The organism is Veillonella sp., from assembly GCF_018364065.1.
Taxonomy (GTDB): Bacteria; Bacillota; Negativicutes; order Veillonellales; family Veillonellaceae; genus Veillonella_A.
The window spans coordinates 348,943-372,915 of record NZ_JAGZMO010000001.1 but is presented as its reverse complement, the minus strand read 5'-3'; the positions used below and the strand labels follow the sequence as shown (position 1 = coordinate 372,915).

Here is a 23,973-nt window from a genome sequence, read left to right as displayed (position 1 = left end):
GGCGCTTGTTTGCGCCGCCGTATTTGCACTTGTATTAGTACGGGTGGCAGTTATAGTGGCTTTCGTGTCGGACAAGTGGATCGTAATCTGTTTGTCCGGCTGATTGGCTGGTTTGGCTGCCGTCGCCGATGTACCTGCAGGCTCATTACCTGTTGATGGATTTGCTGCAGCGTCATTACTTAAAGCAGTTTCTGTGGAACTAGCCGTTGAGGCACTATTAGTGGAACCGCTTGCTGAAGCAGCGCCGGTATTGGATGTGGAACGGTTCGCAGAGCTGGATGCGGACTTTGCATTCGAACTGTTGGCCCGGCCTTTACCGCTATTCGACTTAGCGCCACCTTTGGCAGTACCGTTACTTGCTGCCGCTTCTTCAGGGAAGAGATGCTCGTCATAAGACCCTTTTACCTGCAAGTAAATGAAGATAAGAATACCTACGACCATAACGGTGAGACTTGTCATTTGTGCAGACTTTAAACCTAATGTAAGGTTTACATAGTCACCGCGAAGGAATTCCAGGAAGAAACGTGCGGCGGAGTATAGAATCGCGTACAGTACGAAAACCTGGCCTTTTTTATGGCGGAAGGAGCCGAAGAGAAGAAGAACCACGAAGATAAGAATATCGATTTGTCCTTCCCAAATTTCAGCAGGCCATAATGGCTGAGCGCCGTATGTTTTATACGCCAAGGTTGTTTCCGGATACAAGATACCGAAGTTGCCGCCCGTAGGATGACCGAACGCATCACCGTTCATTAAGTTGGCCATACGGCCGACAGACTGGCCGAGAATCAAGGCCGGTGCGAACACGTCGCCAAAGGCCCAAGTATCGATGCGGTGTTTTTTCGTATACCAAATACCTGCCAAAGTACCTAAAACGACACCGCCCTGAATGGCCATGCCTCCTTGCCAAACAAATGGTATTTCTAAAATATGATTGTGGTAATAATCCCAGTCAAAGAAGAATACATCCCAAAGACGGGCGCCGATAATACCGGCAATGCCCACTAGAATGGCAAAATCCACTACATGATTGTGCCAACCGCGTCCGTCGCGTTTAAAGAAATAGTACGCCACAATGGCGGCACTGATGATGCCTAAGGATAATAGAAGACCGTAGGCTCTTACGGGAAAATCCCCAATATAAAATAAATACTGATGCATAGATACCTCCTTATATAGAACATTATATAAGAGCGGCCATTTTATGACAATGAAAAGTCCGGTGTGCTATAATAAAAAAGTTAAGAAAACAATGTTTTTGGAGAGAATAAGGAAACATATAAGGGAGAGAGCTCATGGTACAACGCATAGCCTTTTTGGGGCCGAAGGGAACATTTACAGAGGAAGCGCTGGGGCGCTATATAGAGCATGAGGGCTGGCAGGTAGAACTGCTGGAGGCCCACACAATTGATGAAGCCATCGAGTTGACCATGCAGGATAAAACAGATTATGCATTTGTGCCGATTGAGAATTCGCTAGGCGGCACAGTTCTTACGACGATGGATTACCTGACAGAGCATCGCCATATTGAAATTTGTGGCGAAATCGTTATGCCCATTCGTCATTACGTGTGGGGCATGGGGAACACTGATTTGAGTGAAATTAAAAATGTGTATTCCCATCCGCAGGCCATCAGACAGTGCAAGCCGTTTATTATGGAACATATGAAAGAGGCGGAGATTCACTATACCGGTTCTACCGCTGAAGGGGGCGCTCTGGTGTCTGAGGCGGGTGATGTGTCTAACGCCGTAATCGGCGGCATCGCCTTGGGACAAACTTATGGACTGACCAGATTATCTGACGAAGCGCAGGAAAACACCTATAATCTGACGCGCTTTGTTTTGGTGCGCCATAATGAAACGCCGGTTCTTGAACTGTCGGAGCAAAGCAAAGGCAGAAAGCTGTCGCTTCAATGTGAATTAGACGGTTTGCGCCCGGGATCCTTGTGGGAATGCTTGGGGATTTTTGCGAAATGCCGCATCAACTTGGTGAAAATTGAATCACGGCCCACTAAAGGTCGTTTGGGGGAATATAAGTTCTTTTTTGATTTGCAAATTGAAAGCAATGGAGAAGCCGTTAAGGATGCGTTGGCCGAATTGGAAACAGTGGCCACGGACATTCAGCTTTTCGGCGTTTATCATACGATTATCATCGAATAGGAAAGGAAGTTTTATAGAAATGAAGCGAATGTTAACATCGCTGGTATTGGCGGCTCTTGTGACCTCCGTACCACTTACAGGATTGGGCGCTTCCATTACTGTTACAAAAGAAGGAGACAGTGCGGTTACGTCGACAGGAGTGACTGCGGGTGCAACAACTACTGCGGGTGCAACGACCACAGCGGGTGCAACGACTACAGCGGTCACAACGACTACAGCGAGAGCAACGGCCAAAGCAACGACTGCGAGCGTAACAACTACAGCAGGAACAACGACGACAGCAAGCGGGATTCGCCCTATTATTATAAAGAGCCTTTACGGCACGGAAGAACCGGCCGATGAAGTGGCATTTAAAGACAAGAACTCATTGTGGATTCCATTGGATTTGTACAAGAGCTTGAACCTAAATCCTATGTCCGTTGAAAAAGGCGATACGTATATCACCTTGCCTTTGCCACGTGTAGGCGGCGATATGCTTTACAGCGGCGATGTACGTCAGGGAACGAGCAAGATTAAAGTGCCTGTAAGCATGCGAAACGGCATTCCATACGTGGACATTCAGACTACGTCAGGGATTCTCGGGGTTACCTATACTGAGCGCAATGACGGCATTGTATTGCAGTCTCAAGTGGGGGCTGTGGAAAAACCGGATAAAAAAGAGATTACAAACTCCGTAACATTGGTGTTTGATCCGTTGCCAAATTCAGGAACTCCTTATGCACAGAAAATCGCGCAACAGGGCACATCTGTTGTGGCACCTACTTTATTTGACCTGAGTAAGAATGGGGTAGTCGTAAAGAATCGCTTGAACTTTGACTATGCCATCCAGTACAAGGACAATGGCTACCAGGTTTGGCCGCTGATTACCAATACATTCAATCCGGACTTTACAAGTAAAATCCTGGAAGATGAAAACTCCTGGAAGGCCATTGGCCGAGATTTAGTATTGTACGGCTTGGCCTATGGCTATGAAGGATATAACTTCGACTTTGAAAATGTACATTTAAAAGATAAGAAGCAGCTGACGAAGTTTGTTACGTATTTAAGTGACTTGTTACATTCATATAATATTAAAACGTCCATTGATGTGACGGGCTATTCGGACAGCCCGAACTGGTCTTTGGTATATGATCGTAAAGCGTTGAGCGAAGCCGTAGATTATGTGGTGCTCATGGCGTATGATGAAACATGGGCTTCCAGTACACAGGCCGGTCCGGTTGCGTCCTATCCGTGGGTACGCCGCAATGTGGAAGCGTTGAAAAAAGAAGTACCTTCACAGAAGATTATTTTAGGCGTGCCTTATTACATGCGTATTTGGACGAGCCGCATTGCAGTGAATGGTAAGGGCGATGTGACTATCAGCAATACGAAGAGCCGTACCTTGCCGATGGAAGAGGCGGAATCGATTAAATCCGACTACGAAGACAGCGTGGTGTGGAATAAAGATTTGAAGTTACACTATGTTGCCTATGGAAATGATGAGCTGGGCGACGAATTATTGGCTTACAAGAACAGCCATAAAAATAAAACGACCGTAGTGGCCTCTGCATCAGGCACAACAGGAGCAAATGCTGCTACAACGGGTGCAGCTGCATTGCAGAACAGCTCAGCGGCGGGAAGCAGTACGCCTTGGGGTACCACCGCATCCGGCACTAACGGAACGACATCACAAACATCCGGCGGCAGAGCAGTGGCTGAAGAAGCGGCTATGAATCAGGTGACCAGTACAATAATTCCTGTCACTAAGGAAACCGACGATGAAACAGCGACTGTTAAGACTGATGCTTCGCCGTTTGGAACTACCGGCACAGCAAGTGCGACAAATGTGAAAGCTGATGCGGCAAAATCCGATAATGCCAAGGCAGACGACGGCAAGTCCGGCTCTAAGGGTGTAGCCAATTCGCTGGCTAACAAGTCATCCACTATATCGGAAGTTTGGTTTGAGGACGAACAGTCTATGGCGCTTAAACTGAGCCTTGTTGATGAACTACATCTGGGCGGTTTCGGCGCATGGCGCAAAGGCTTTGAAACCGACACATTCAGAAACTTTGTGTACACCACATACCGCGAACCTGTAGCGGATACAGACAAGAAGACTGAAAAGTCCGGAAAAGATAAAACTAAGAATAAAAAGTAAGTAATTACTAATAAGAAGTAGATAATAATTAGATAGCAATTAATAAACTTACAGGCAGAGTAAATTGAAACTCTGTCTGTAAATGTTTAGATGTTTGACGATTCTTGTGTATTAGTAATATAATTGAGAGTAAGACTTATGAATTAGATTTGACAAAATCTGAGGAAGAACAGAGCATGAGGAGGCTGTGGTATGCAAGAGAAATATGTAGCACAGGATATCGAAAAGAAGTGGCAGGCCTATTGGCGTGAACACAACACTTTTAAAACAGACTATGACGAAAGTAAAGAAAAATACTATGTATTAGAAATGTTCCCGTACCCATCCGGGAATTTACATATGGGTCACGTACGTAACTATTCTATCGGTGACGTAGTTGCCCGTTTCAAAAAAATGAGAGGCTTCAACGTACTTCATCCAATGGGATGGGATGCGTTCGGTATGCCGGCAGAAAATGCGGCGATTAAGCACGGCATTGCACCAAGCAAATGGACGTTTGAAAATATTGAAAACATGAAACGTCAGCAACAGGCACTTGGTCTTTCTTATGACTGGGACCGCGAAGTGGCAACCTGTAAAGAAGATTACTACCGCTGGACACAATGGTTCTTCCAACAGTTCTATAAAAAAGGCTTAGCTTACAAAAAAGAAGCCAAAGTAAACTGGTGTGACCACTGTCATACTGTATTGGCTAACGAACAGGTTATCGACGGCTTATGCTGGCGCTGCGACAATAAAGTAGTGAAGAAAGACCTTAAACAATGGTTCTTGAAGATTACTGAATACGCAGATCGCTTATTGGCTGATCTTGACAGTCTTGACCACTGGCCTGAACGTGTTAAGACAATGCAGAAAAACTGGATTGGCCGCAGTGAAGGGGCTCAGTTCGCATTTGAAATCCCTGAAATCAATAAAAACATCGAAGTGTACACTACACGTATTGATACAATTTACGGCGTTTCCTACATCGTATTGGCGCCTGAACATCCATATGTACAGGAATTAATCGCCAACAAGCCTAATAAGGCTGAATTGGATGCGTTCATTGAAAAAGTACGCAACTTGAATGAAATTGACCGTACGTCCACCGACGTGGAAAAAGAAGGTCTTTTCACAGGGGCTTACGCAAAACATCCAATGACCGGCAAGGACATTCCTATTTGGATTGCCAACTATGTATTAGTTGATTACGGTACAGGTGCCGTAATGGGTTCCGCCGCTCATGACGAACGCGATAACAAGTTCGCCCGCAAATACAATTTACCGATTTTACCGGTTGTGCAGAACGAAGAACATACTTGGACTTTCGACGAATGGAATAACGAAGCCCATGAAGACGGCGTGTTAATTAACTCCGGCGAATACACAGGTATGACATCTGCAGAAGCGCGCGAAGCTATTATTAAAAACTTGGAAGAACGCGGCATGGGCCGTAAGATGGTTAACTACCGTCTTCGCGACTGGCTCATTTCCCGTCAGCGCTACTGGGGTGTGCCAATCCCTGTTGTATACTGCGATAAATGCGGTGAACAACTTGTTCCTGAAGAAGAATTACCGGTTCGTTTACCGGAAGATGTAGTATTCGATGGCGGCGCTATTTCTCCATTGGCTACGTCTGAAGAATTCTTAAAAGCAAAATGTCCATGCTGTGGCGGTGAAGCACGTCGTGAAATCGATACAATGGATACATTTATCGACTCTTCCTGGTACTTCTTACGTTACACAGATGCACGCAATGATAAAGAAGCGTTCAATAAACAGATTGCGGACTACTGGATGAATGTAGACCAATATATCGGCGGTATTGAACATGCCATTCTTCACTTGTTATATTCCCGTTTCTTCGTAAAAGTAGTTCACGATTTAGGCCTTATCAGCTACGATGAACCATTCAAAGGTTTGTTGACGCAGGGCATGGTGCTCAAAGAAGGCAGCAAGATGTCCAAATCCAAGGGCAATGTAGTATCTCCTGAAGAAATCGTAGCTACTTACGGTGCCGATACAGCGCGTCTGTTCATTTTATTCGCTGCACCGGTAGAACGCGATCTTGACTGGAGTGACGAAGGCGTGGAAGGTTCTTATCGCTTCCTTGGCCGTGTATGGCGTATCGTTCGCGCATTCGAAGAATGGGCTAAAGAAGGTCATACCAATGAATTGTCCAAAGACGAAACAGCACTTCGCCGCGAACTTCATCGCGTAATCAAGAAAGTAACAGAAGACTTGGACGGCAAGTTCAACTTCAACACAGCTATTTCCAGCATCATGGAATTAGTAAATGCTATGTATCAGTTCCGCGACAGCCATGACAGCATTCAAGCTGCGTTGGCAGAAGAAGTGATTGAAAAATTACTTCTCTTATTGGCTCCATTCACACCACACATTACTGAAGAATTGTGGCACGAATTAGGCCATGACACCAGCATCCATACAGAAGCTTGGCCTACCTATGAAGAAAAAGCTCTCGTAGTGGATGAAGTGGAAATCGCCATTCAGGTAAATGGTAAGCTTCGCGATAAAGCCGTTATCCCTGTAAATATGGATAAAGCTGAATTGGAAGCACAAGCATTGGCATTGCCACGTGTACAGGAATTCACAGCCGGCAAGAATGTTGTTAAAGTAATCATCATTCCAAACAAAATTGTGAATATCGTTGTAAAATAATAAAATATAGTGATCATAAAATGACAGACTAGGCTTTGAAGTGATTTTTAAAGTGTAAAATAGTTTAAATATGACATGTAAAAGAGGACTCAGCATGAATGCTGGGTCCTTTTTGATTTACAGTTTAGCTTAATGTTTGAATTATAGTGTAATTTATAGATGAGCTAATAATCTACTTATATACTGTTATTTTTTGCTTATATATACTTATTTTACTGAGATTTTACATATTCTGCTTTGTTGACAAATCATCTTATACTCATCTATACTTTTTAGTAACTGTGTAGATTTTCGTTGTATATGCAAGTAGCGGGATAAAGCTGTATAGGGATAAACAGTTCCCGTTGAAAGTCTACAAATTTGATTGAATAAGGTTACTGATTCATATAGGGAGCTCTTATGATTCAACAGAGGTATAATAGTTTATCACAGTGTCTTGACGGGATTCAGGAAAGTTTAGAAGCACTGGAGATAAAGCGTATTGAAAAAGAAATTGCTGCGAAGTACTGTGAGGCGCTTCTCAGCATGATACAAGGACAAGGTTCACAGGGAAAAACAGGAACTGATTCGCAGGAGGCGCAGCAGAAGTACCTCATATATTTAGGCTCTCTGGTAGGGATACTGAATGAATTATATGACAGCTTGCAAGAAGATAGTTGCCAATATAATCAATTTGAAACTGATGGGATTCTTGATCAGTCATTAACATATGACAACTACATGCATATTAACCGTCAGCTCATTCGCATTCGTACGATTGTGGTGCAGATGAAATCTATTTTTAATAAAAGTACGGAAAAATTATCTGCCCTGTCCATGGTTCAAACCGGTTCACTAAATACAATATATGAAGCAATAACCTTTGTTAAAGGATGTTTTGAAACTTGGGAAAATGACTCACCGTCGAAAGAAAAAAATATTCATGAGTATTTTAATAAGAGTAAGAACTTGAATGTACCTCATGTTCTTTTCGAGTTTATTGTTTATCAACTTAAGCAGGAAAACTTTGAGGAAGTACGGACCTTGAGCGAAGAGTTTCTTCGGTTTTATAGCGATGACAAGGGAAACTTTCGCACATTTTCAGGTGAAGGAGCTGTAGACTTTACGTCCATTCGTGACTTCTCTGATGTTGATGTAGAGTCATTACATGGACAATATATGGTGGCATTAGCCAAATTAGGGATTATTATGGCCTCCCTTAATGAACAAACGGAGGCGTCATATCATAGATCCTATACATTGATAACAGAGTTGTATAATTCTTCATTTCGGGAGCACATACTCTTCAACACATGGTTATTTGCACTGGTGCTGAAAAATGGAAAGGGTGTATCTCCAGATTCAGGGCGTGCTCTCTCTTTGTTTTTAGAATCTGCACGTATGGGATATAGTCTATCTTGTCTGTCTGCCGGTGAAATATATGCGTTTGATGAAGCGCATCAGGATTTTGAGCAGGCTCAATATTGGCTTTTACAGGCGGCCTATCAGGGCGAGTCTGAAGCCATGTCAGCACTGGCTCAAATTTATGCGTACACAGAATATTTCGACATTGATAAGGCTATATTTTGGGCACACGCAGCTCATAAGGCGGGCAGCTCTGACGCAACTACTTTATTAATTCGGATTTATGTGGACGGTTTGGATGGACGTGTCAAACCGGATTTTATAAAAGCGGAGGAATTGTTAAAGCCGATTGCCCATAAGGATTTCATGTATCAGTATTACTTAGGGTTTATTTATACATGTGGCGGTTATGGGTTGGAAAAATGTTGGACATTGGGGCATCAATATTTTGCTTCATGTGCAAATGCAGGATATGCGGATGGAGCGTATGCGCTTGGCTGTGTATATGCTGATGAGAACCTCGTAATTCAGCCTGATTATCAGATGGCTTTGAAGTACTTAGAGCAGGCGGAGGAAGCCGGACACAGTAATGCAAGTGAGAAGATTAAAGAACTTGGACTGCGATAGGGGCAGTTACAAAAACCAGTTTCAAGAAATATAAGGTACAGGTATATAGGAATCGGACAGGGTGTATAAATGACTTCCAACGAGAGTTTACAACATATATTGAGTAGTACACTGCAGTCGGTGAACTACTTTTTAGAATCTCTGGCGCGCAAGGCTGATGAGTATCATCTGTCTTTCATAGGCTCGGCACATTCAAAGGAAACGTTTCGGGCAGTGGAAGAGAAACTCATGGCTCCGCTTCAAGTTATGATTGCGGGCGCCTTTTCAACGGGCAAATCTTCATTGATCAATGCATTATTCGGGCAGGAGTTGGCCGCCGTAGGTGCGCTGCCTACTACAGCGGTAATCAGTAAATTTGTTTACGGCTCCAATGGCGCTGTTAATGTGCATTTTAAGGATGGCCATGTAAGATCTTTTACGACGGAGCAGTATGGAGTGCTTACGTCGCAGGAGACTGCATGGAACTCTATGCATGCCAAAATAGACTATGTGGAATATGCATTGCCTTTTGAATTTTTAAAAGAAATAAATATTATTGACAGTCCGGGCTTAGAGGCGGTCTATGAGTATCATGCGGATATTACGAGTGCGTTTTTTAAACAGGCGGACGTAGTGCTTTGGGTTATTTCCGCAGACACACCGTTAACCAGTAAGGAAATGGCCTATATTAAGGATATAAAAACTCGTGAGAACCCGGTTGTGCTCGTCAATAAAATCGACATGGTAGACGAAGAAGAAGACAGTGTCGATGATGTGTTGGACGATGTAAGACGCAAGTTAAAGTCCAATGCGGCCGCTGTATTCGGTGTATCCGCCAAACAGGCGCTGATGGCTAAACAGACGAATAATGACAACTTGTTAAAAGAGAGCGGGCTGCATCAGGTTGAAGAATACATACGCACTGCTGTAATCGACCAGGTTATAACCTATCGAATGGACACACTTCTTGATTGTATGGCACTTACGTTGCTTATGATGGAAGACTTTTATGATCGTTTTCATATGTCCTCACTAGCGGAGCCTGCCATTCATACAAGCGATATGGATGCATACAGGCCCAATGGATTGACGTATTACGAACCGGAAGCGGGCGATGACATATATCAATTTAGAAGCATGTATTTGCAAATGCTCGCATCGGTGATGGACTACTGTGAAGAACGTTTACTGTTAGAAAGTGACTCGGCCTTTGCCTTAGTCGGTATTTTACAGTTGTGTGGCTATCGATACCATCAAAACAGACATCAGGGACAATTGTATTTGGAATTTGCCGCTTCGGAAGGCAATGTAATAGCCAAACTTATTTTGTTCAATTGCTTTAAAACGATTTCCTTTAACTTCTGGAATATACTGGAATTTTTAACAGTCGCTGAAGATCAGCAGCCCGCCAATCATGACATCTATTACTTGCCGGACGTAAGAAAGGCTTTATATTGGCTGGAATCGCTGGGGTCTGTACATGCTCATACATTATCCCCGCTACTGCAGGATACACTTTTACAGGCGCGTTTATGGCTATTTATACTATATGCACGTACGGGGAAAATGCAGCATATAAGCGACAGCAATTTATATAAGGCACTGATAGAAGAAAAAGAGTCCGGTCACTATGGCTCGTCCGTATTTTTAGGCGTCCTCGACAATGTAGACCTTCTTGGGGAAGCGGAAAGAAAGAATCCAACCGACTATTATCGGTTAGGGGCCTCTCAAAACTGTCCGTTTGCCATCATGATGCTCGCCTTAATAGCTCTCTCTGATCACAATAAACGGGAATATGTGCAATGGAGGGCCAAACTAAATGGAATACATAATGAGACAATTCTCCTATATATAATAAGAGCGTTTAAAGATGCGGATAATGACGATTTTATAACGGAAAGTGATTATCTTGAAAGTGCGGAGGAACTCATTAAGTTACGTGTAGGCAGCGTTGAAGATGAATTGCTCTATGTATATAATTACGGCATGGACGGCAAGATTCCTTATAATCTGCGTAAGCTGGAATCGTTGTGCCTAAGGTTTAAGGACCATAATCAAAGAGCCCGTACATTTTATGCGGAAATTTGCTTACATAATGGGCGAGAAGCTCAGGGCTTGCAGGAACTCAACACCTTGGCCTATGGAGAAAACTATAAAGACGCTAAAGATGCGTTATTTCTGTACTATAAAAACATAGATAATTGGATGGACTATCCACAATATGTAGAGGGAATTTACAGATATTGCATTGATGAAGTGAATGATCCGGGTACGCAGTATATTATTGCCACATTGTTTTATAGCGACTGTAAGCCGATTAAACTTGATTTAGATAAAGCCCGTTATTGGCTTGAAAAATCCGCTAATGCAGGGTTTGGCCGTGCCTGTTATGAATTGGGCGAGTGTTATGCCAGAGGGGGCGGCGGTTACACGCAGAACTTGAAATTGGCTGAAATGTATACGCAGAAAGCAATCGATGACGGGATTGAAGAAGCCCATAAAATAATGGATTTTATTAACTTTGTCAGATGATGTAAGTCCCATAGGCTCTTGAAGGCCCATATAAATCTTTGAAGATACATTTTGAAGAGACAGATAAATAGATACTTTACAGAGGAGATTTTATTTCACCATGAGTTTTGACAGTTTTAATCAGCGAAAGATTGAATTGATTAATGCTACCGACGAATTGATTCGTCTGAGCGAAAACTTACAAACGGCAGACGTTCAAAATGGCCTGCAACAGTGTAAGGAGCATATGTTAAACGATGCATTCAGTGTTGTTGTGGTGGGGCAATTTTCTCGTGGCAAGTCTACTTTCGTAAATGCCTTGTTGGGACAGCGCATTTTGCCGACCAGCAAGAAGCCGACGACGGCAGTAATCAGTAAAATCGCCTATTCGCCGGAACCGCAGTTTACGGTTCATTTTAAAGACGGTCATGTGATGACGATTGATGAGCAAAACTTCTTCGGTATCAAAGCGCCAAGCACTTATTCGTCAGATACACCACAGGATGAGCGTGAACAAATCCTGGATGAACAGGCGCAGATTAACAAGATTGATTATGTGCAGGTCGGTTATCCTCTGGACTTTTGCAAGAACTCTGTGGAGCTGGTTGATACGCCGGGGACCGATGATTTGAATGAAAGCCGCATTGAGATTACTTATAATTACCTCAATCAGGCTGATGCGGTTATTTTGCTGCTCGCAGCGGATCAGGCACTGTCATCGGGGGAAGTGGAATTTTTAAAAGAGCGAATTCTAAAACAACAGATTCGCGATATTTTCTATATTATTAATCGTAAAGATACATTGGCCGGACCGGACGAAGAAGAGCGTGTTCGTCAATTTGTTACAGACAACTTGAAACAGATTGTGGGAGACTCGCTTACAGAGATAAGGCCTCATTTAGTATCCAGTTACCAGGCCCTTTTATACCGGCGAAACGCTCGTGGCGAAGTGTTGTCCGGCAAGCAGATGATGAATGTGCCCGAGTCTTTTTCGACGACTGGATTTGACGAGTTGGAAGAGTCGTTGCGCACATATTTAACGGTAGATAAGGGACAGACCCGCATCGAGTTATATATTCGAAAGTTAGAACAGTCCATTCTGACCATGTTGCAAGACTTACAGGAGCGCCGAGAATTCTTAAGTTCGTCCACGGTTGAGCTGAATGAGATGGTTCAGAAGTTGTCTTATCGAAAGAGTGAATACCAAAAGGTAACCAATACTTTGATAGAACGTCTGCGTATTAATTTGGAACAATATGACAATCAACTTAAAAACAAGGCCCTGCTCTTTGGCGATGTCTTGATTAATACTGTGCGCGATGCTGTATTTGCTTACGAAGGCAATGTGGGGGAACAGGCATTTGCTCGCCACATAGAAACCGTTATCAGACGAAAACAGAGAGCGTTTCTTGAGGAGTTACATGATTTTATTCAAGATATAGTGAATACAGAGCACAACCGAGTTCTTGGCGATTTGCGGAATGTTTGGACTGATTTCGAAAGTTCCTTTATGCCCCAATCCTTGCTTAACAGTCGCAGTATGACAAGACAGTTTCAGACAAAATTACCGGGAAATTTTAAAGATTTGGTCCATGAAACGGCAGAAAAGGATGATAATAACTCCTTTGGCTGGATTGTAGCGGCCACTGTATTGGGCGCCGTTGTGGGAAGTTTCATTCCGATTATTGCAGGTTCTATATATGGATTCTTTTCATCCAGAGATAGCGCGGTAGACGAAAAAGTTAGAAACGCTGTTTGGAATGACCTGGAAACAAAGCTGAAAGAAAATAATCGGACCTTTGTAGAAAAGGTACTAAAGCTATATGACAATGTATGCCATGATGCAATAGAGGCGTTGCATAACGATGTAGACAGCCGGCTTAGTACTGTGCAAAAGCAATTGGAAGAAGCATTGGTCGTACGGACCCGTGATGAAGTGCAGGTGGCGGCTAAGTCACAATGGCTTACCGACAATACAACACTGTTAAATGAAATTAATCACCGCATCAAGGCTGTAGCATTTTTGCGGTAACCCGTAACCGGATTTGTAAAAGGGGTGTTCCTTGTGATTAAAGATATTAAAAAAATAATACAGTCTGTTCAGGAAGTCGGTTATGTTCGCAAACATGCTAATTTTGTGGAAGATCTGGACGTACTGTCAGGCTCCATGGACAATGACTTTTATCGTGTTGTTGTACTGGGTGAATTTAAGCGTGGTAAATCCACTTTTGTTAATGCCTTGTTAGGGCAATCTATTTTGCCTACGGACGTGTTGCCGGAAACAGCAGTTATTACGAATTTGCTGTACGCTGATGAACCGCGATTGCAAGTGGTTTATAAAAACCGTACAGTGGAGAACCGTGATTTATCAATGGAAGCGATGAATGAATTTTCCGCCCGTGCCGATAAAGACTATGTTCAATCGATCGATTATATCAAGGTGGGCTATCCGCTTGGTTTATTAAAACCTAAAATTTGTCTCGTTGATACACCGGGCGTGGCCGACTTGGACGACAGCCGTTCAGACATAACATATGCCTATTTACCGATGGCTAATGCGGTGATTTTCGTGTTGGATGCGAATACGCCACTAACTAAAACGGAGAAAGACTTCATTGAGCAGCATATTTTGCCATTGGGCATTTCAGATATTCTCTTTATCGTCAATAAATACGACTTTGTGGATGAAGAAGAGGATGAAGACTTTTTAGATGATCTGAGACGACGTATTGAACAGGCCTTTTCCGTTAACGAAGACAATGCAAAGCTAAAGAAATTTACTATTCTTCCTTTATCGGCCTTAATGGCCGTCAAAGGGCAAGAAGGAAATAATGATCGTCTTGTTCAGGAGTCCGGGATTTTGCAGGTAAGAGAGGCCCTGCAAAGCATGTTGGAAACCAGTGTGGTGGAAAAGCGAAAAGAGATTTACTACAAGCGCTTATTGGCCAACACTCTTCAACAGGTTCATCGGTCCATTGAAAAGGATGAACAGCTTACGCAAGGATCGTTGGAAGAGCTGGAGGCATTTAACAGTAAGCTGCAGCAGCTCATAAATCAGAAGGAAGAATCTCAGAAAAAGATTGCCGCTTATGTGGCACAGTCGGAAGAGAGCTTTAAGCACATGCTCCGGAAATCATTGTCCCTCTTTGAATCAAAATTGATGGAACAAAGCGAAGACCTGATTAATGATTATACGAACAGTGATTTTAAAGTTTTTGTGGAAACTAAACTGCCTAAGTACTTGAAGAAGCAGGTTGATGCTTGGGTGGCGAACTATGTGCCGAACTTAAAAGTACTGGTAAATAATCTGGAGAAAAAAGTCCTGGAAGGTTTATCGCGAAGTTTTAATGAACAAATACGATCTAACCGATACGCAACGGGCGAATTTCAGCAAATTGGATTGCAGATTGAGCTTGAAGCGGACGACTTGTCTAAACTAAAATATAAGATAGGAGCCGGTGCGGCTACGGGAGCGGTGCTGCTCATGACCTTAACCGGTGGCGGCTTATTGCCGTTGCTCAGCATGTTCGGTGTTCCATTCTTGAACGATAAAATTATGCAGGAAAAACTGAAAGAAGCGAAAGCAAAGGTAATTCCGGCCGTTAAGACGGAAATCACCAAGATGATTGCAGCCTTGGAAGAAGATTTGGGCAACCATATTGCCCGTCAATGTAAGGCGGTACAGATTTCCACCGAAGACGTGTATGCAGATGCACTGCTTAAACTGAAACGTGCCATCGATGAACAGATTGAAGGGAAAAAAGGCAAGCAGTCAGCTATGCAGCAGTCTATGGATTTATTGGATGCAGATAAGAAATTAATTACATCGTATATGGAAATGTTGGCGTAAAGGGGGACAGGCACATGGATTTTTTCGATAATTTTGATGCCCATCACGGGAGTGGTTTGTACTCGTCAATTCCTGACGGAACCGGCTTAAATACCATTATGCATGACGGTATGGCTGTAGACACCTTGACCGATTTGGGAACTCATGTGGGCGATTTTACCATGCCTAATGTGGACGGCGGTTTGGATGTGTATGAAGACGGTCAACTCGTATCTCACAGCGTACCTAATGCCATGGGCGGCCATACAATGTACGAGGGCACTTTGGTGAAAAAGTTCAGCATTGCCGGTATTGACGGACAATCGGATTACTATGACAACCAAATGAACCATTTGGGTCATACGTCCGACAATATATTCGGCGGCGAAGACCTCATGGTGAATCATACAAATTCGGACTCCGCTTTTGATGCGAACAGTACAGATTCAATGATTAATACAGACCATACAGATGTATTCGGCAATTCAGGACCCGGGGGCTTTTCCGGTGACTCAGGACACGGGGACTTTTCCGATCACTCCGGGCATATGGAGTTTTCTGATGCTTCGGGGCATGGGGAGTTTCCTTTCGATTCCCACGGTGCAGACTTCACTGTAAACCCGGGGAATGTGAATGACATTCTGAGCACACAGGATCCGCTGCGATACAGCCACGAGCTTGTATTGCCTGATTTTAAGGTATAATTCACTAGTAACTGACAGTTCTCTCCGCAGCTTAACAAATGTTCAGGACTACAGTATAATACTAGTTAGTAATAAGCTAAAGGAGGACTCACAGCATGGCAAAGCGTACAGATTATATCAGCTGGGACGAATATTTTATGGGTGTGGCCATTTTGGCGGCGCAACGTTCAAAAGACCCTAATACTCAGGTAGGGGCTTGCATTGTCAGCGATGATAATAAAATTTTATCCATCGGTTATAACGGCATGCCTTGCGGTTGTAACGATGATGATTTTTCTTGGGACCGCAACGTAGAGGCGGACAATAAGTACTTCTATATTGTGCACAGTGAATTGAATGCCATTTTGAACTACCGTGGCGGTTCTCTGGACGGCAGCAAGATTTATGTAACCTTGTTCCCTTGTAACGAATGTGCCAAGGCCATCATTCAAAGCGGCATCAAGGAAGTCATTTACTGGCAGGACATTTATAAAGACACCCGAGAAGTGAAAGCATCGAAACGCATGCTTCGCACAGCCGGCGTACAATTAACCGAATACTTGCCTACAGGTCGTAAATTGGAAATTAACCTGTAAAACTTGGGCGAATAAAAACTCAAAACAAGATAAATGAAAATAGGTGTATAGGACAAATAAAAAACGCTGTAGCATGGGAATTATCCCGACGCTACAGCGTTTTTTGTATATAAGATATTAGCTTTTGTGAGTATTACGTTTTGATTTAGTACTCACATTAAGTGTCAGTTTCAGCGTTAGCCGTTAAATTTTTAAAGCACCGTTTTCCATAACGACTACTTGTTGACCGTCTGCAGTAGTGCCTACGATGTTCATCTTTTCATGGCCAATCATAAAGTCTACATGGCTGTGAGAGTTATTGAGGCCGGCCGCTTTCAGTTCGTCTTTGCTCAGGCCGTCGCTGTTTTGCAGGCAAGTCGGATAGGCGGCACCGATAGCCAGATGGCAGGATGCATTTTCATCGTACAAGGTTTCAAAATAAATGCGGTTCGACTGGCTGATTGGGGAATAGTGATCCACCAAGGCCAATTCGCCCAGGTAAGAAGAGCCTTCGTCAGTTTCGATAAGTTTTGTTAAGTACTCTTTACCTTCCTTCGCGTCGTAGTCCACAATTTTGCCGTCTTTAAACGTGAAGTGGAAGTCTTCAATGTGGTTGCCTTGGTAAATGAGCGGTTTAGTGCTGTATACAACTCCGTTTACACGGTTGTACTGTGGCGCAGAGAAAACTTCTTCCGTAGGAATGTTGGCGTCGAAAATGATGCCCGATTTGGAAGCTTCGCTGCCGCCTTGCCACAAGTGATTCTTTGGCAGACCTACAACTAAATCCGTACCGTTAGGACATGTGTAATGCAATTCAGTAAACTGATATTTGTTCAATGCGGCGGTGCGCAATTTTAAACGTTCCAAGTGTTTAGGTAACGATTCTTCATCGCTTACGCCCTCAATTCGGCAAAGTTTGAAGAGATGGCTCCATAAGGCGTCAATTTTTTCTTCATCTGTACCTGTAAAGCCTAAGAGGTTGGCCCAACGCAAAGTGGCGACAGAAGCTACACACCAGGTCAGCGTAGAGTCCATGATGGCATCGTGATAGAAAGATAGTACCTTATTTAAAGCGCGGGACTGCGTAGCCATGCGTTCCGAAGAAACACCTTTCATAGCTGTCGGATTAGCGCTGATTAAGGAAAGAAAAGCCGCTTTTCCTTCCACATAGGTCTTATAGTACTCACTGATCCATGGAGCGGGATTTTCCAATACGGAGTCGGCACCGTGTAAAAGACGCAGCTTGCTGATTGGAGTGGAACGCCAGTTTACTACAACTTCTTTGGCACCCAGTTCATATGCAGCTTCAGTGACAACTTCCACAAACTTATGAGTTTCCACATCGGAAGAGATAACTAAAGTTTGATCTTTTTGTAAGTTAACGCCCGTAGTTAATAAGGCGTTGGCATAATGTTTTAAACGTTGTATTTCCATGAGAAATACTCCTTTCATTGTTAATATTAACTAATAACAGCTCGCTGCAGACTAACTCTAATAGAGTGAATCCGCCCTATTGGTGTGAATTACAAGGATTAAAAAAAACTTTCTCGAAATGTATGGGGAGACTCTATTATGGAGAGACATTGTAAAGTGTATATTTCTCTATAATGTGTTTAGCTCGTATGTTTATAGGTTAATTATACCTTTGGAATTAATTATCCCTCTGTAATTAATTATTCCTCTGTAACTAATTATCCCTCTGGAACTAATTACTCCCCTAAAATTTGAGAAAGGATCACAGGTGCACACCATGAAGGGCAAGAAACTTTGGATTTCAGCGTCATTGATATTGATTATTTATATAGTCGTGCTGAGACCTATTATAGCAGATTCTGATGCGCAATTAAATGCTTCCGGCAGCTCGCCGAAGGTGGTAGTTCAGCAAGGTACAGAAAGTAAAAACAGCACAGAAAGTAAAAACAGCACAGAAAGTAAAAACAGCACAGAAAGTAAAAACAGCACAGAAAGTAAAAACAGCATAGAAAATAAAATTAATAAAGAAAATAAAAGTAATAAAGAAAATACGACGAACCGATTAGTATACATTACCGGAGCGGTGGAATCGCCCGGTCTTTATGAGGTGCAGGACGGTGCCACCTGGGGAGACGTCATAAAACTTAGCGGCGGTTTTTTGCCTTATGCGGCCGTAGACACATTGAATTTGGCGGAGCCTGCGGAGATAGGAACGCACGTACATATAGGGTTTAACTTTTCCGGCAATCCGGAGGTGCTTTTGCAAAAGAAGAAGGTCAATATAAATACAGCCGATGAAAAAGGACTTACTGCACTGAGCGGTATAGGACCGGGAACGGCTAAGAAGATTATGGATTATCGCAACACAAATGGACCCTTCACATCCATCGAAGACTTAAAGAAGGTGAAGGGCATTGGGGACGCAACCTTTAAGAAATTGGCACCACATATTACGATTTGATATGTAGCAGGAGGATCTATGCGCAAAATCAGTATTCAGATCTTGAGCATATTTAAAAATACAGGCTATGTACTTACATATAGTGAATGGGCTGTTTTATGGTGGTGGAATTTTGCCGTGGGCGTTTGCATATCTTATGGTAATTACTATGAATACTCATTACCCATGCAACTTTTTCTCGCATCTTCGTGGTTCCTTCTCGTAGTCATAGGGCGTGCGCATTGGTGCAACAAGGGTAAAGCGTTTGTTTCCGCCACAGCGAACACATTTACACGTCGGGAAGCACCACAATCGATTCTTTACGTGCTGATTGTAGTGCTCATAGGCGGTGTCATAGCTGTATTCGGTTATGTACGGACTGAATCTGTTATCTGGACCTATTATGAAATGGATACGAATTATGTGCGGGCGCCGGGCCATTTTATTGTACAGCTCACAACAGATCCGGAAGTGACCGTTAGAAAGGGTGAAGAAAGCTGGAAGGTTACAGGGAATGTAAAAGGCTTCATGTCTGATGCGGCATCTACGAATAATATGGTTCGCTCTGAAGGGATGGTTACTATCTATGTGGATAAAACAAAACCTAACTCCGAGTTTGATTCTGACAGAACCTCTATTTTTGGCATTGCCTCTAATTCAAACTCTAACTCCAGCTCTGACATTAGCGCTACCGCTAATACTGAGCCTGAATCTATAGGTAACATCAGAGCAGGTTCATATATGCTTGTTCACGGCAGTGTTTTACCGGCTACGCATATGCCGGAAGCGGGACGCATGGATATGAAGGCACGCTACATAAGTTCCGGTCGTGTGGGCTCCATGCATGACGGAGAATATAAAGGAAGTATCACGGCAGAAGATATGGAAGAATTGTTTGGACCGCGTTCTTTACAGGAACGGTTCTTATCTCTGAGTGGACATCTACTGGGGCCTGTGAAGCAGTCTGTAAAGAGTATGCTAAACCGCGAGTTGCCGGAAGAGTTGAGTCATTTAAGTGAAAGCTTGCTCTTAGGCGGAGGCTATGGAGTATTGGACGAGTCCATTGTGGCGGCATTTTCAAAGACCGGGTTAATACATATATTATCCGTGTCAGGCTCTCACATTGCTCGTTTATTTGGATTTGTATTTTTCATAGGTCGTTTATTTAAAATGACGGAGCGGCGAGCTACTAACGGAGCTATCGGCGTCGTGATTGTCTATTGCGCTTTGGTCGGATATAATCCGCCGGTTGTCAGGTCCGCTCTCATGGGGATTCTTATGGGCATAGGCATTTTACAGCGAAAGGAGTATGCAGGCTTACAGGCATTGCATATAAGCGCCTTTTTGCTGCTCATCTATGATCCGCTACAGCTCATGGACATTAGCTTTCAGCTGTCATTTGGTGCCACTTATGGAATTATGCTCTTTGCGCGAAGCTTGTATCAGAGCTTGCCGAAACATATGCCTTATATTATGGGACCAATCAGTCTTTGCGTAAGCGCACAACTTATCATATGGCCACTGCAGATATATTATTTCCATTTACTGGGCATCGGGTCACTGTTGGCGGCGGTCGTCGTGGCACCATTATTGGACTTGGCTATAGTGGCACTCATGGGGCTTATTGTAGTAACAGCTATTTTGCAGTTCATGGGCATATCCGGCTTGGTCAGTTTTTTATGGCACGGACTTGGCAAGCTGCTGCAACTTGCTTTGTTTATGAACGAATCCATTGCCACCATGCCGGGCCTCGTGTATTGGAGTGCCGTGTTGCCTCTAATACTTTGGGGGCTATATAATATGGTGTTGTATGGTTTATATTTCTGTATGCGTATCAAAAGAGTACGCACTTATATGTGGGAGGTAGGCGCATATAGTTTGCTGTTCGCTTTATTATGTGTGGCCAATGTGAGTTTAAAACCTGACGGCGCATTGCGTCTCCATACAATTCCCTTATCGCGGGGGGCGGCGTTTATCGTCATGAAGGAACAGTTTTTATCATCACCGGAGTCACTGGTCTATGTGGAATTGGACGGTAAAGAGTTGTCGCCTTACAGCCGCATGTGTATTATTAACAGCTGCCATTACTATGGCGTGGTGAAGCCGAAGTATATTGTGCTTGCTAATAGAGCGTTTAATAGAGAAGTTCATAAAGAAGTTTATAAACAAGTTAATAGGAGAACTACCGGTAAAGTTAACAGAAATTCTAATAGTGAAATTAATATTCCTCATGAATCTGACGAAGTGGAAGCGCTCTTGAAAGGCCTTCAATATTCAAATTATGAATTGAATCAAATTTCAAATAAAGTATTTGCAGTGGGAGAACAGCGTAGTTTCGAGGATGTGGCCGTATCTGTGACGGATGGTTTACAAGTGGCCGGTATTCATAAATCATATATATTCAAACATAGACAAACAGGCAAAAAGACTTTAAAATTAAATAAGGATAAAGTCACCATTTTAGGAACAGCCGACGAAGGTTGGTTGCAACGAATAGAAGATGAGCCTTTTATAGAAGCGGTATTGTATTTTCCCGGCTATAAGCAGGGAACGGAGATCGATCCGGCAGATGAAAAGGTATATAAATCGGGAGAGCGATCAATCCCGGATTTTTTATTGTAAGGAGGGGCTATGACTGTAGAACTGCTATATGGCGATGAATCGCAGCTTATAGAAGAGAAAAAAATAGCCTTTTTAAAAAAATATAAGGATTGGCCGCAACAAGTGTTGAATGATGAGGTAGGCCCCGGTCAAATGGCGGAAGTGCTCAGTGCGAATTCCCTGTTTGCGGAGCCTACCGTATATTGTTTAATTAACCCACAGATCTTCGCGAAGACGGGTAAAAAGGTAAGTGACGATTGGCAGCGCGTTTACGACGTACTGTTGAACTACGACGGAGACAATCCGGTGCTGGTCATTTATCACGACACTATCGATAAACGGTTGAAAGGAAATAGTCAATTTCTTAAAACTGTACCTAATACAGAATGCGTTCGGCTTAAAGGGGACGCACTGCTGCAATGGATTGTGAAATATTGTAAATCCAACGGTTACTCACTAAGTCCGGACGGCGCGGAATATATGCGTCATCTGCTGGAGTTGTGGCAGGACGTGCCCGTAGCGTTTATGCGAACTGAGTTTGACCGCTACTTTTTGCTGCTCCCTAAGAAAGGGGTTATTACCCGGGAATTTCTATTGGAAAATGGCAGTGATTTCAGCGCCAAGAATATTTTCTTGTTCAAAGAGGCGCTGTTTAATCGAAATGCGAAGACATTAATGGCTTTATTTCCTTATATTTTGCAGTATAAAGAAGTAGATCGGGCCATGTCATATATTGAGGGGCAGTTGAGACTGCAGCTCATGGTGAATGAATGTGCCGGACAGGGCATGACAGAACGTCAGGTACAGGAGTATTTAAAATCGCTCGGGTCAACTACGAAAGCCTATCCGATTAAATTGGCCTACGAGCAAAGTCGCCGTGTTCGAACGGTGGCATTGGCCAAGTTGTTGCGCGGACTCTATGAAAGTGTGAGTCGTTCACGACGTGGCGAAGGGGATATTTCATATTTTAAAGATTTGTGTTTGGCTTATTGTGCACAGTAAGCTTGAGGGAAGTTATGAAAAAGAAAGTTAGCTTGTTAGTTGCCGCCGTCATTGGTGCAGTAGGTGTTTCCGCAGGAGCCTTCTTATATCCTACAGGAAATGCGATTTATGGCATGTATTTGGGAGACCGCAATATTTCACAGGCCAGCCAGGAAGAAATTAAAACGATTATTGAAGAGGAGACTGCGAAAGATACTCAGCAGATCGCCATTAAAAATAAAGAGGGCAAGGTAAAATACTATTCCATGAAGGACTTGGGTATTAAGCCGAATATTGCCAAAACTATGGAGAATATTATGGCTTACGGCTATGAACCGTCTGTGGCGGAGTATGTAAACAGCCGTTGGCAAGCCTTAGTAAATCCGGTTAAAGAAAATATTGTTTACGATGTGAATGTTCCTATGTTGGAGCATGTGCTGCAAGAGTATAACAAGGAATTTGCGAAAGACGGTCACGATGCGTATTTAACTGTGGAAAACGGCAATGTGGTTCTTCACAAAGAAACATTGGGACGCCGCCTTGATGTAGATAAAACGATTAAGAATTTTCAGGAACAGTTAAATAAAGGGCCTGTGTCTCAACTGGAATTAGTTGTAGATGAACAGGCGAAGCCGAAAGTTGTTTCTGAGGACTTGGCAGGCATTACTACTGTGCTGGGTACCTATGAAACATACTATAATGCAGGCGACCAGAGCCGTACCCACAATATTCAGTTGGCTACGGATAAGATTAACAATGTAATTTTAAAACCGAACGAAGTATTTTCCTTTAATAATATAGTAGGGGAACGTACGGCGGAAGCGGGCTACGATGATGCGCCTGTATTTATGGACGGCAAGCTCGTTCCGGGCATCGGTGGCGGTATTTGCCAGGTAAGTTCCACATTGTTCAACACGGCCTTATTATCCGGTATGACGATTGAAGAGCGTACGCCGCATTTTGCGCCGGTAGGCTATATTCCGGCCGGTCGTGACGCTACGGTTGCGTATGGCTACTTAGATTTTGTTTTCAAAAATCCTTATAGTCATCCGGTGTATATTATGGCCCATGCTGCAGGTGATACATTGGTTATTACCATTTTAGGTCATGCAGATGACGCACCGAAGTCTGTATCCGTAACTGTTGGGGACAGCCGCGTGTTACCGCATAAGACGGAAGTTCGCATTGATCCTAAGGCGACTAAGGAAGAAGTGCAGGTAGAGGGACATGACGGTTCCACTATGATGACTTATGTGCAGGTAGTTCATAAAAACGGACAGGTAAGCAGTGACAGTTTCTCGTCCACTTATGATCCGGTTGACTCAGTCGTGGTAAAACCGAAAGATGCGCCGGCTCAAAAGTCCGATTCGAATCAAACGTCCAGGAATGGACAAAACACTGATGCGGATAAGAACGACAAGACTAATTAAGTAGCATATAGAGATGTAAATAGAGATAGAAATACGAGATGTAAAT

At 43.4% G+C, this 23,973-nt stretch carries 14 protein-coding genes and 1 pseudogene; 13 read left to right on the top strand and 2 right to left on the bottom strand.

The window, feature by feature from the left end:
- Window positions 1-408: 408 nt before the first annotated feature.
- Window positions 409-1,158: pseudogene (gene lgt / locus KHZ77_RS01680) on the bottom strand (prolipoprotein diacylglyceryl transferase); the annotation flags it as partial.
- A gap of 134 nt (window positions 1,159-1,292) precedes the next feature.
- Between lgt and pheA the strand changes: the two are divergent.
- From pheA to KHZ77_RS01635, 9 genes are all read left to right on the top strand, one after another.
- Window positions 1,293-2,156 carry a prephenate dehydratase gene (gene pheA / locus KHZ77_RS01675; protein WP_295195017.1) on the top strand — a complete coding sequence of 288 codons (864 nt, stop codon included), beginning with the start codon at window positions 1,293-1,295 and terminating at the stop codon, window positions 2,154-2,156.
- 19 nt (window positions 2,157-2,175) lie between these two features.
- Window positions 2,176-4,293, top strand: coding sequence for a glycosyl hydrolase family 18 protein (locus tag KHZ77_RS01670; RefSeq protein WP_295195015.1), 2,118 nt, complete (start codon window positions 2,176-2,178; stop codon window positions 4,291-4,293).
- Window positions 4,294-4,485: 192 nt separating this feature from the next.
- Window positions 4,486-6,954 (top strand): leucine--tRNA ligase, encoded by a 2,469-nt coding sequence (gene leuS, locus KHZ77_RS01665; RefSeq protein ID WP_295195014.1) that lies wholly within the window; start codon window positions 4,486-4,488, stop codon window positions 6,952-6,954.
- A gap of 399 nt (window positions 6,955-7,353) precedes the next feature.
- On the top strand, window positions 7,354-8,925 hold the full coding sequence (locus tag KHZ77_RS01660; RefSeq protein WP_295195012.1) for a tetratricopeptide repeat protein: 1,572 nt from the start codon (window positions 7,354-7,356) through the stop codon (window positions 8,923-8,925).
- 99 nt (window positions 8,926-9,024) lie between these two features.
- Complete coding sequence (locus KHZ77_RS01655) at window positions 9,025-11,436, top strand: dynamin family protein (RefSeq protein WP_295195010.1); 2,412 nt, start codon at window positions 9,025-9,027, stop codon at window positions 11,434-11,436.
- A gap of 100 nt (window positions 11,437-11,536) precedes the next feature.
- On the top strand, window positions 11,537-13,447 hold the full coding sequence (locus KHZ77_RS01650; protein ID WP_295195009.1) for a dynamin family protein: 1,911 nt from the start codon (window positions 11,537-11,539) through the stop codon (window positions 13,445-13,447).
- Window positions 13,448-13,480: 33 nt separating this feature from the next.
- Complete coding sequence (locus KHZ77_RS01645) at window positions 13,481-15,265, top strand: dynamin family protein (protein WP_295195007.1); 1,785 nt, start codon at window positions 13,481-13,483, stop codon at window positions 15,263-15,265.
- Between the two features lie 14 nt (window positions 15,266-15,279).
- Window positions 15,280-15,948: a hypothetical protein gene (locus KHZ77_RS01640; RefSeq protein ID WP_295195005.1), complete on the top strand. Its 669-nt coding sequence runs from the start codon at window positions 15,280-15,282 to the stop codon at window positions 15,946-15,948.
- A 95-nt stretch (window positions 15,949-16,043) separates the two neighbouring features.
- Window positions 16,044-16,523 (top strand): dCMP deaminase family protein, encoded by a 480-nt coding sequence (locus tag KHZ77_RS01635; protein ID WP_295195004.1) that lies wholly within the window; start codon window positions 16,044-16,046, stop codon window positions 16,521-16,523.
- A 183-nt stretch (window positions 16,524-16,706) separates the two neighbouring features.
- On the opposite strand, the gene KHZ77_RS01630 is transcribed toward KHZ77_RS01635, so the two are convergent.
- Complete coding sequence (locus KHZ77_RS01630) at window positions 16,707-17,936, bottom strand: aminopeptidase (RefSeq protein ID WP_295195002.1); 1,230 nt, start codon at window positions 17,934-17,936, stop codon at window positions 16,707-16,709.
- 316 nt (window positions 17,937-18,252) lie between these two features.
- On the opposite strand from KHZ77_RS01630, the gene KHZ77_RS01625 reads away from it, so the two are divergent.
- Genes KHZ77_RS01625 through KHZ77_RS01610 form a run of 4 tightly spaced genes read left to right on the top strand, consistent with a single transcriptional unit; the run spans window position 18,253 to window position 23,927 of the window.
- Window positions 18,253-18,936 carry a helix-hairpin-helix domain-containing protein gene (locus tag KHZ77_RS01625; protein ID WP_295195000.1) on the top strand — a complete coding sequence of 228 codons (684 nt, stop codon included), beginning with the start codon at window positions 18,253-18,255 and terminating at the stop codon, window positions 18,934-18,936.
- Window positions 18,937-18,954: 18 nt separating this feature from the next.
- Entirely contained in the window at window positions 18,955-21,537 is a 2,583-nt protein-coding gene (locus KHZ77_RS01620) for a ComEC/Rec2 family competence protein (protein WP_295194998.1), read from the top strand.
- A gap of 9 nt (window positions 21,538-21,546) precedes the next feature.
- Complete coding sequence (gene holA, locus KHZ77_RS01615) at window positions 21,547-22,518, top strand: DNA polymerase III subunit delta (RefSeq protein ID WP_295194997.1); 972 nt, start codon at window positions 21,547-21,549, stop codon at window positions 22,516-22,518.
- A 14-nt stretch (window positions 22,519-22,532) separates the two neighbouring features.
- Entirely contained in the window at window positions 22,533-23,927 is a 1,395-nt protein-coding gene (locus tag KHZ77_RS01610; RefSeq protein ID WP_295194995.1) for a VanW family protein, read from the top strand.
- The last annotated feature ends 46 nt before the right edge of the window (window positions 23,928-23,973 follow it).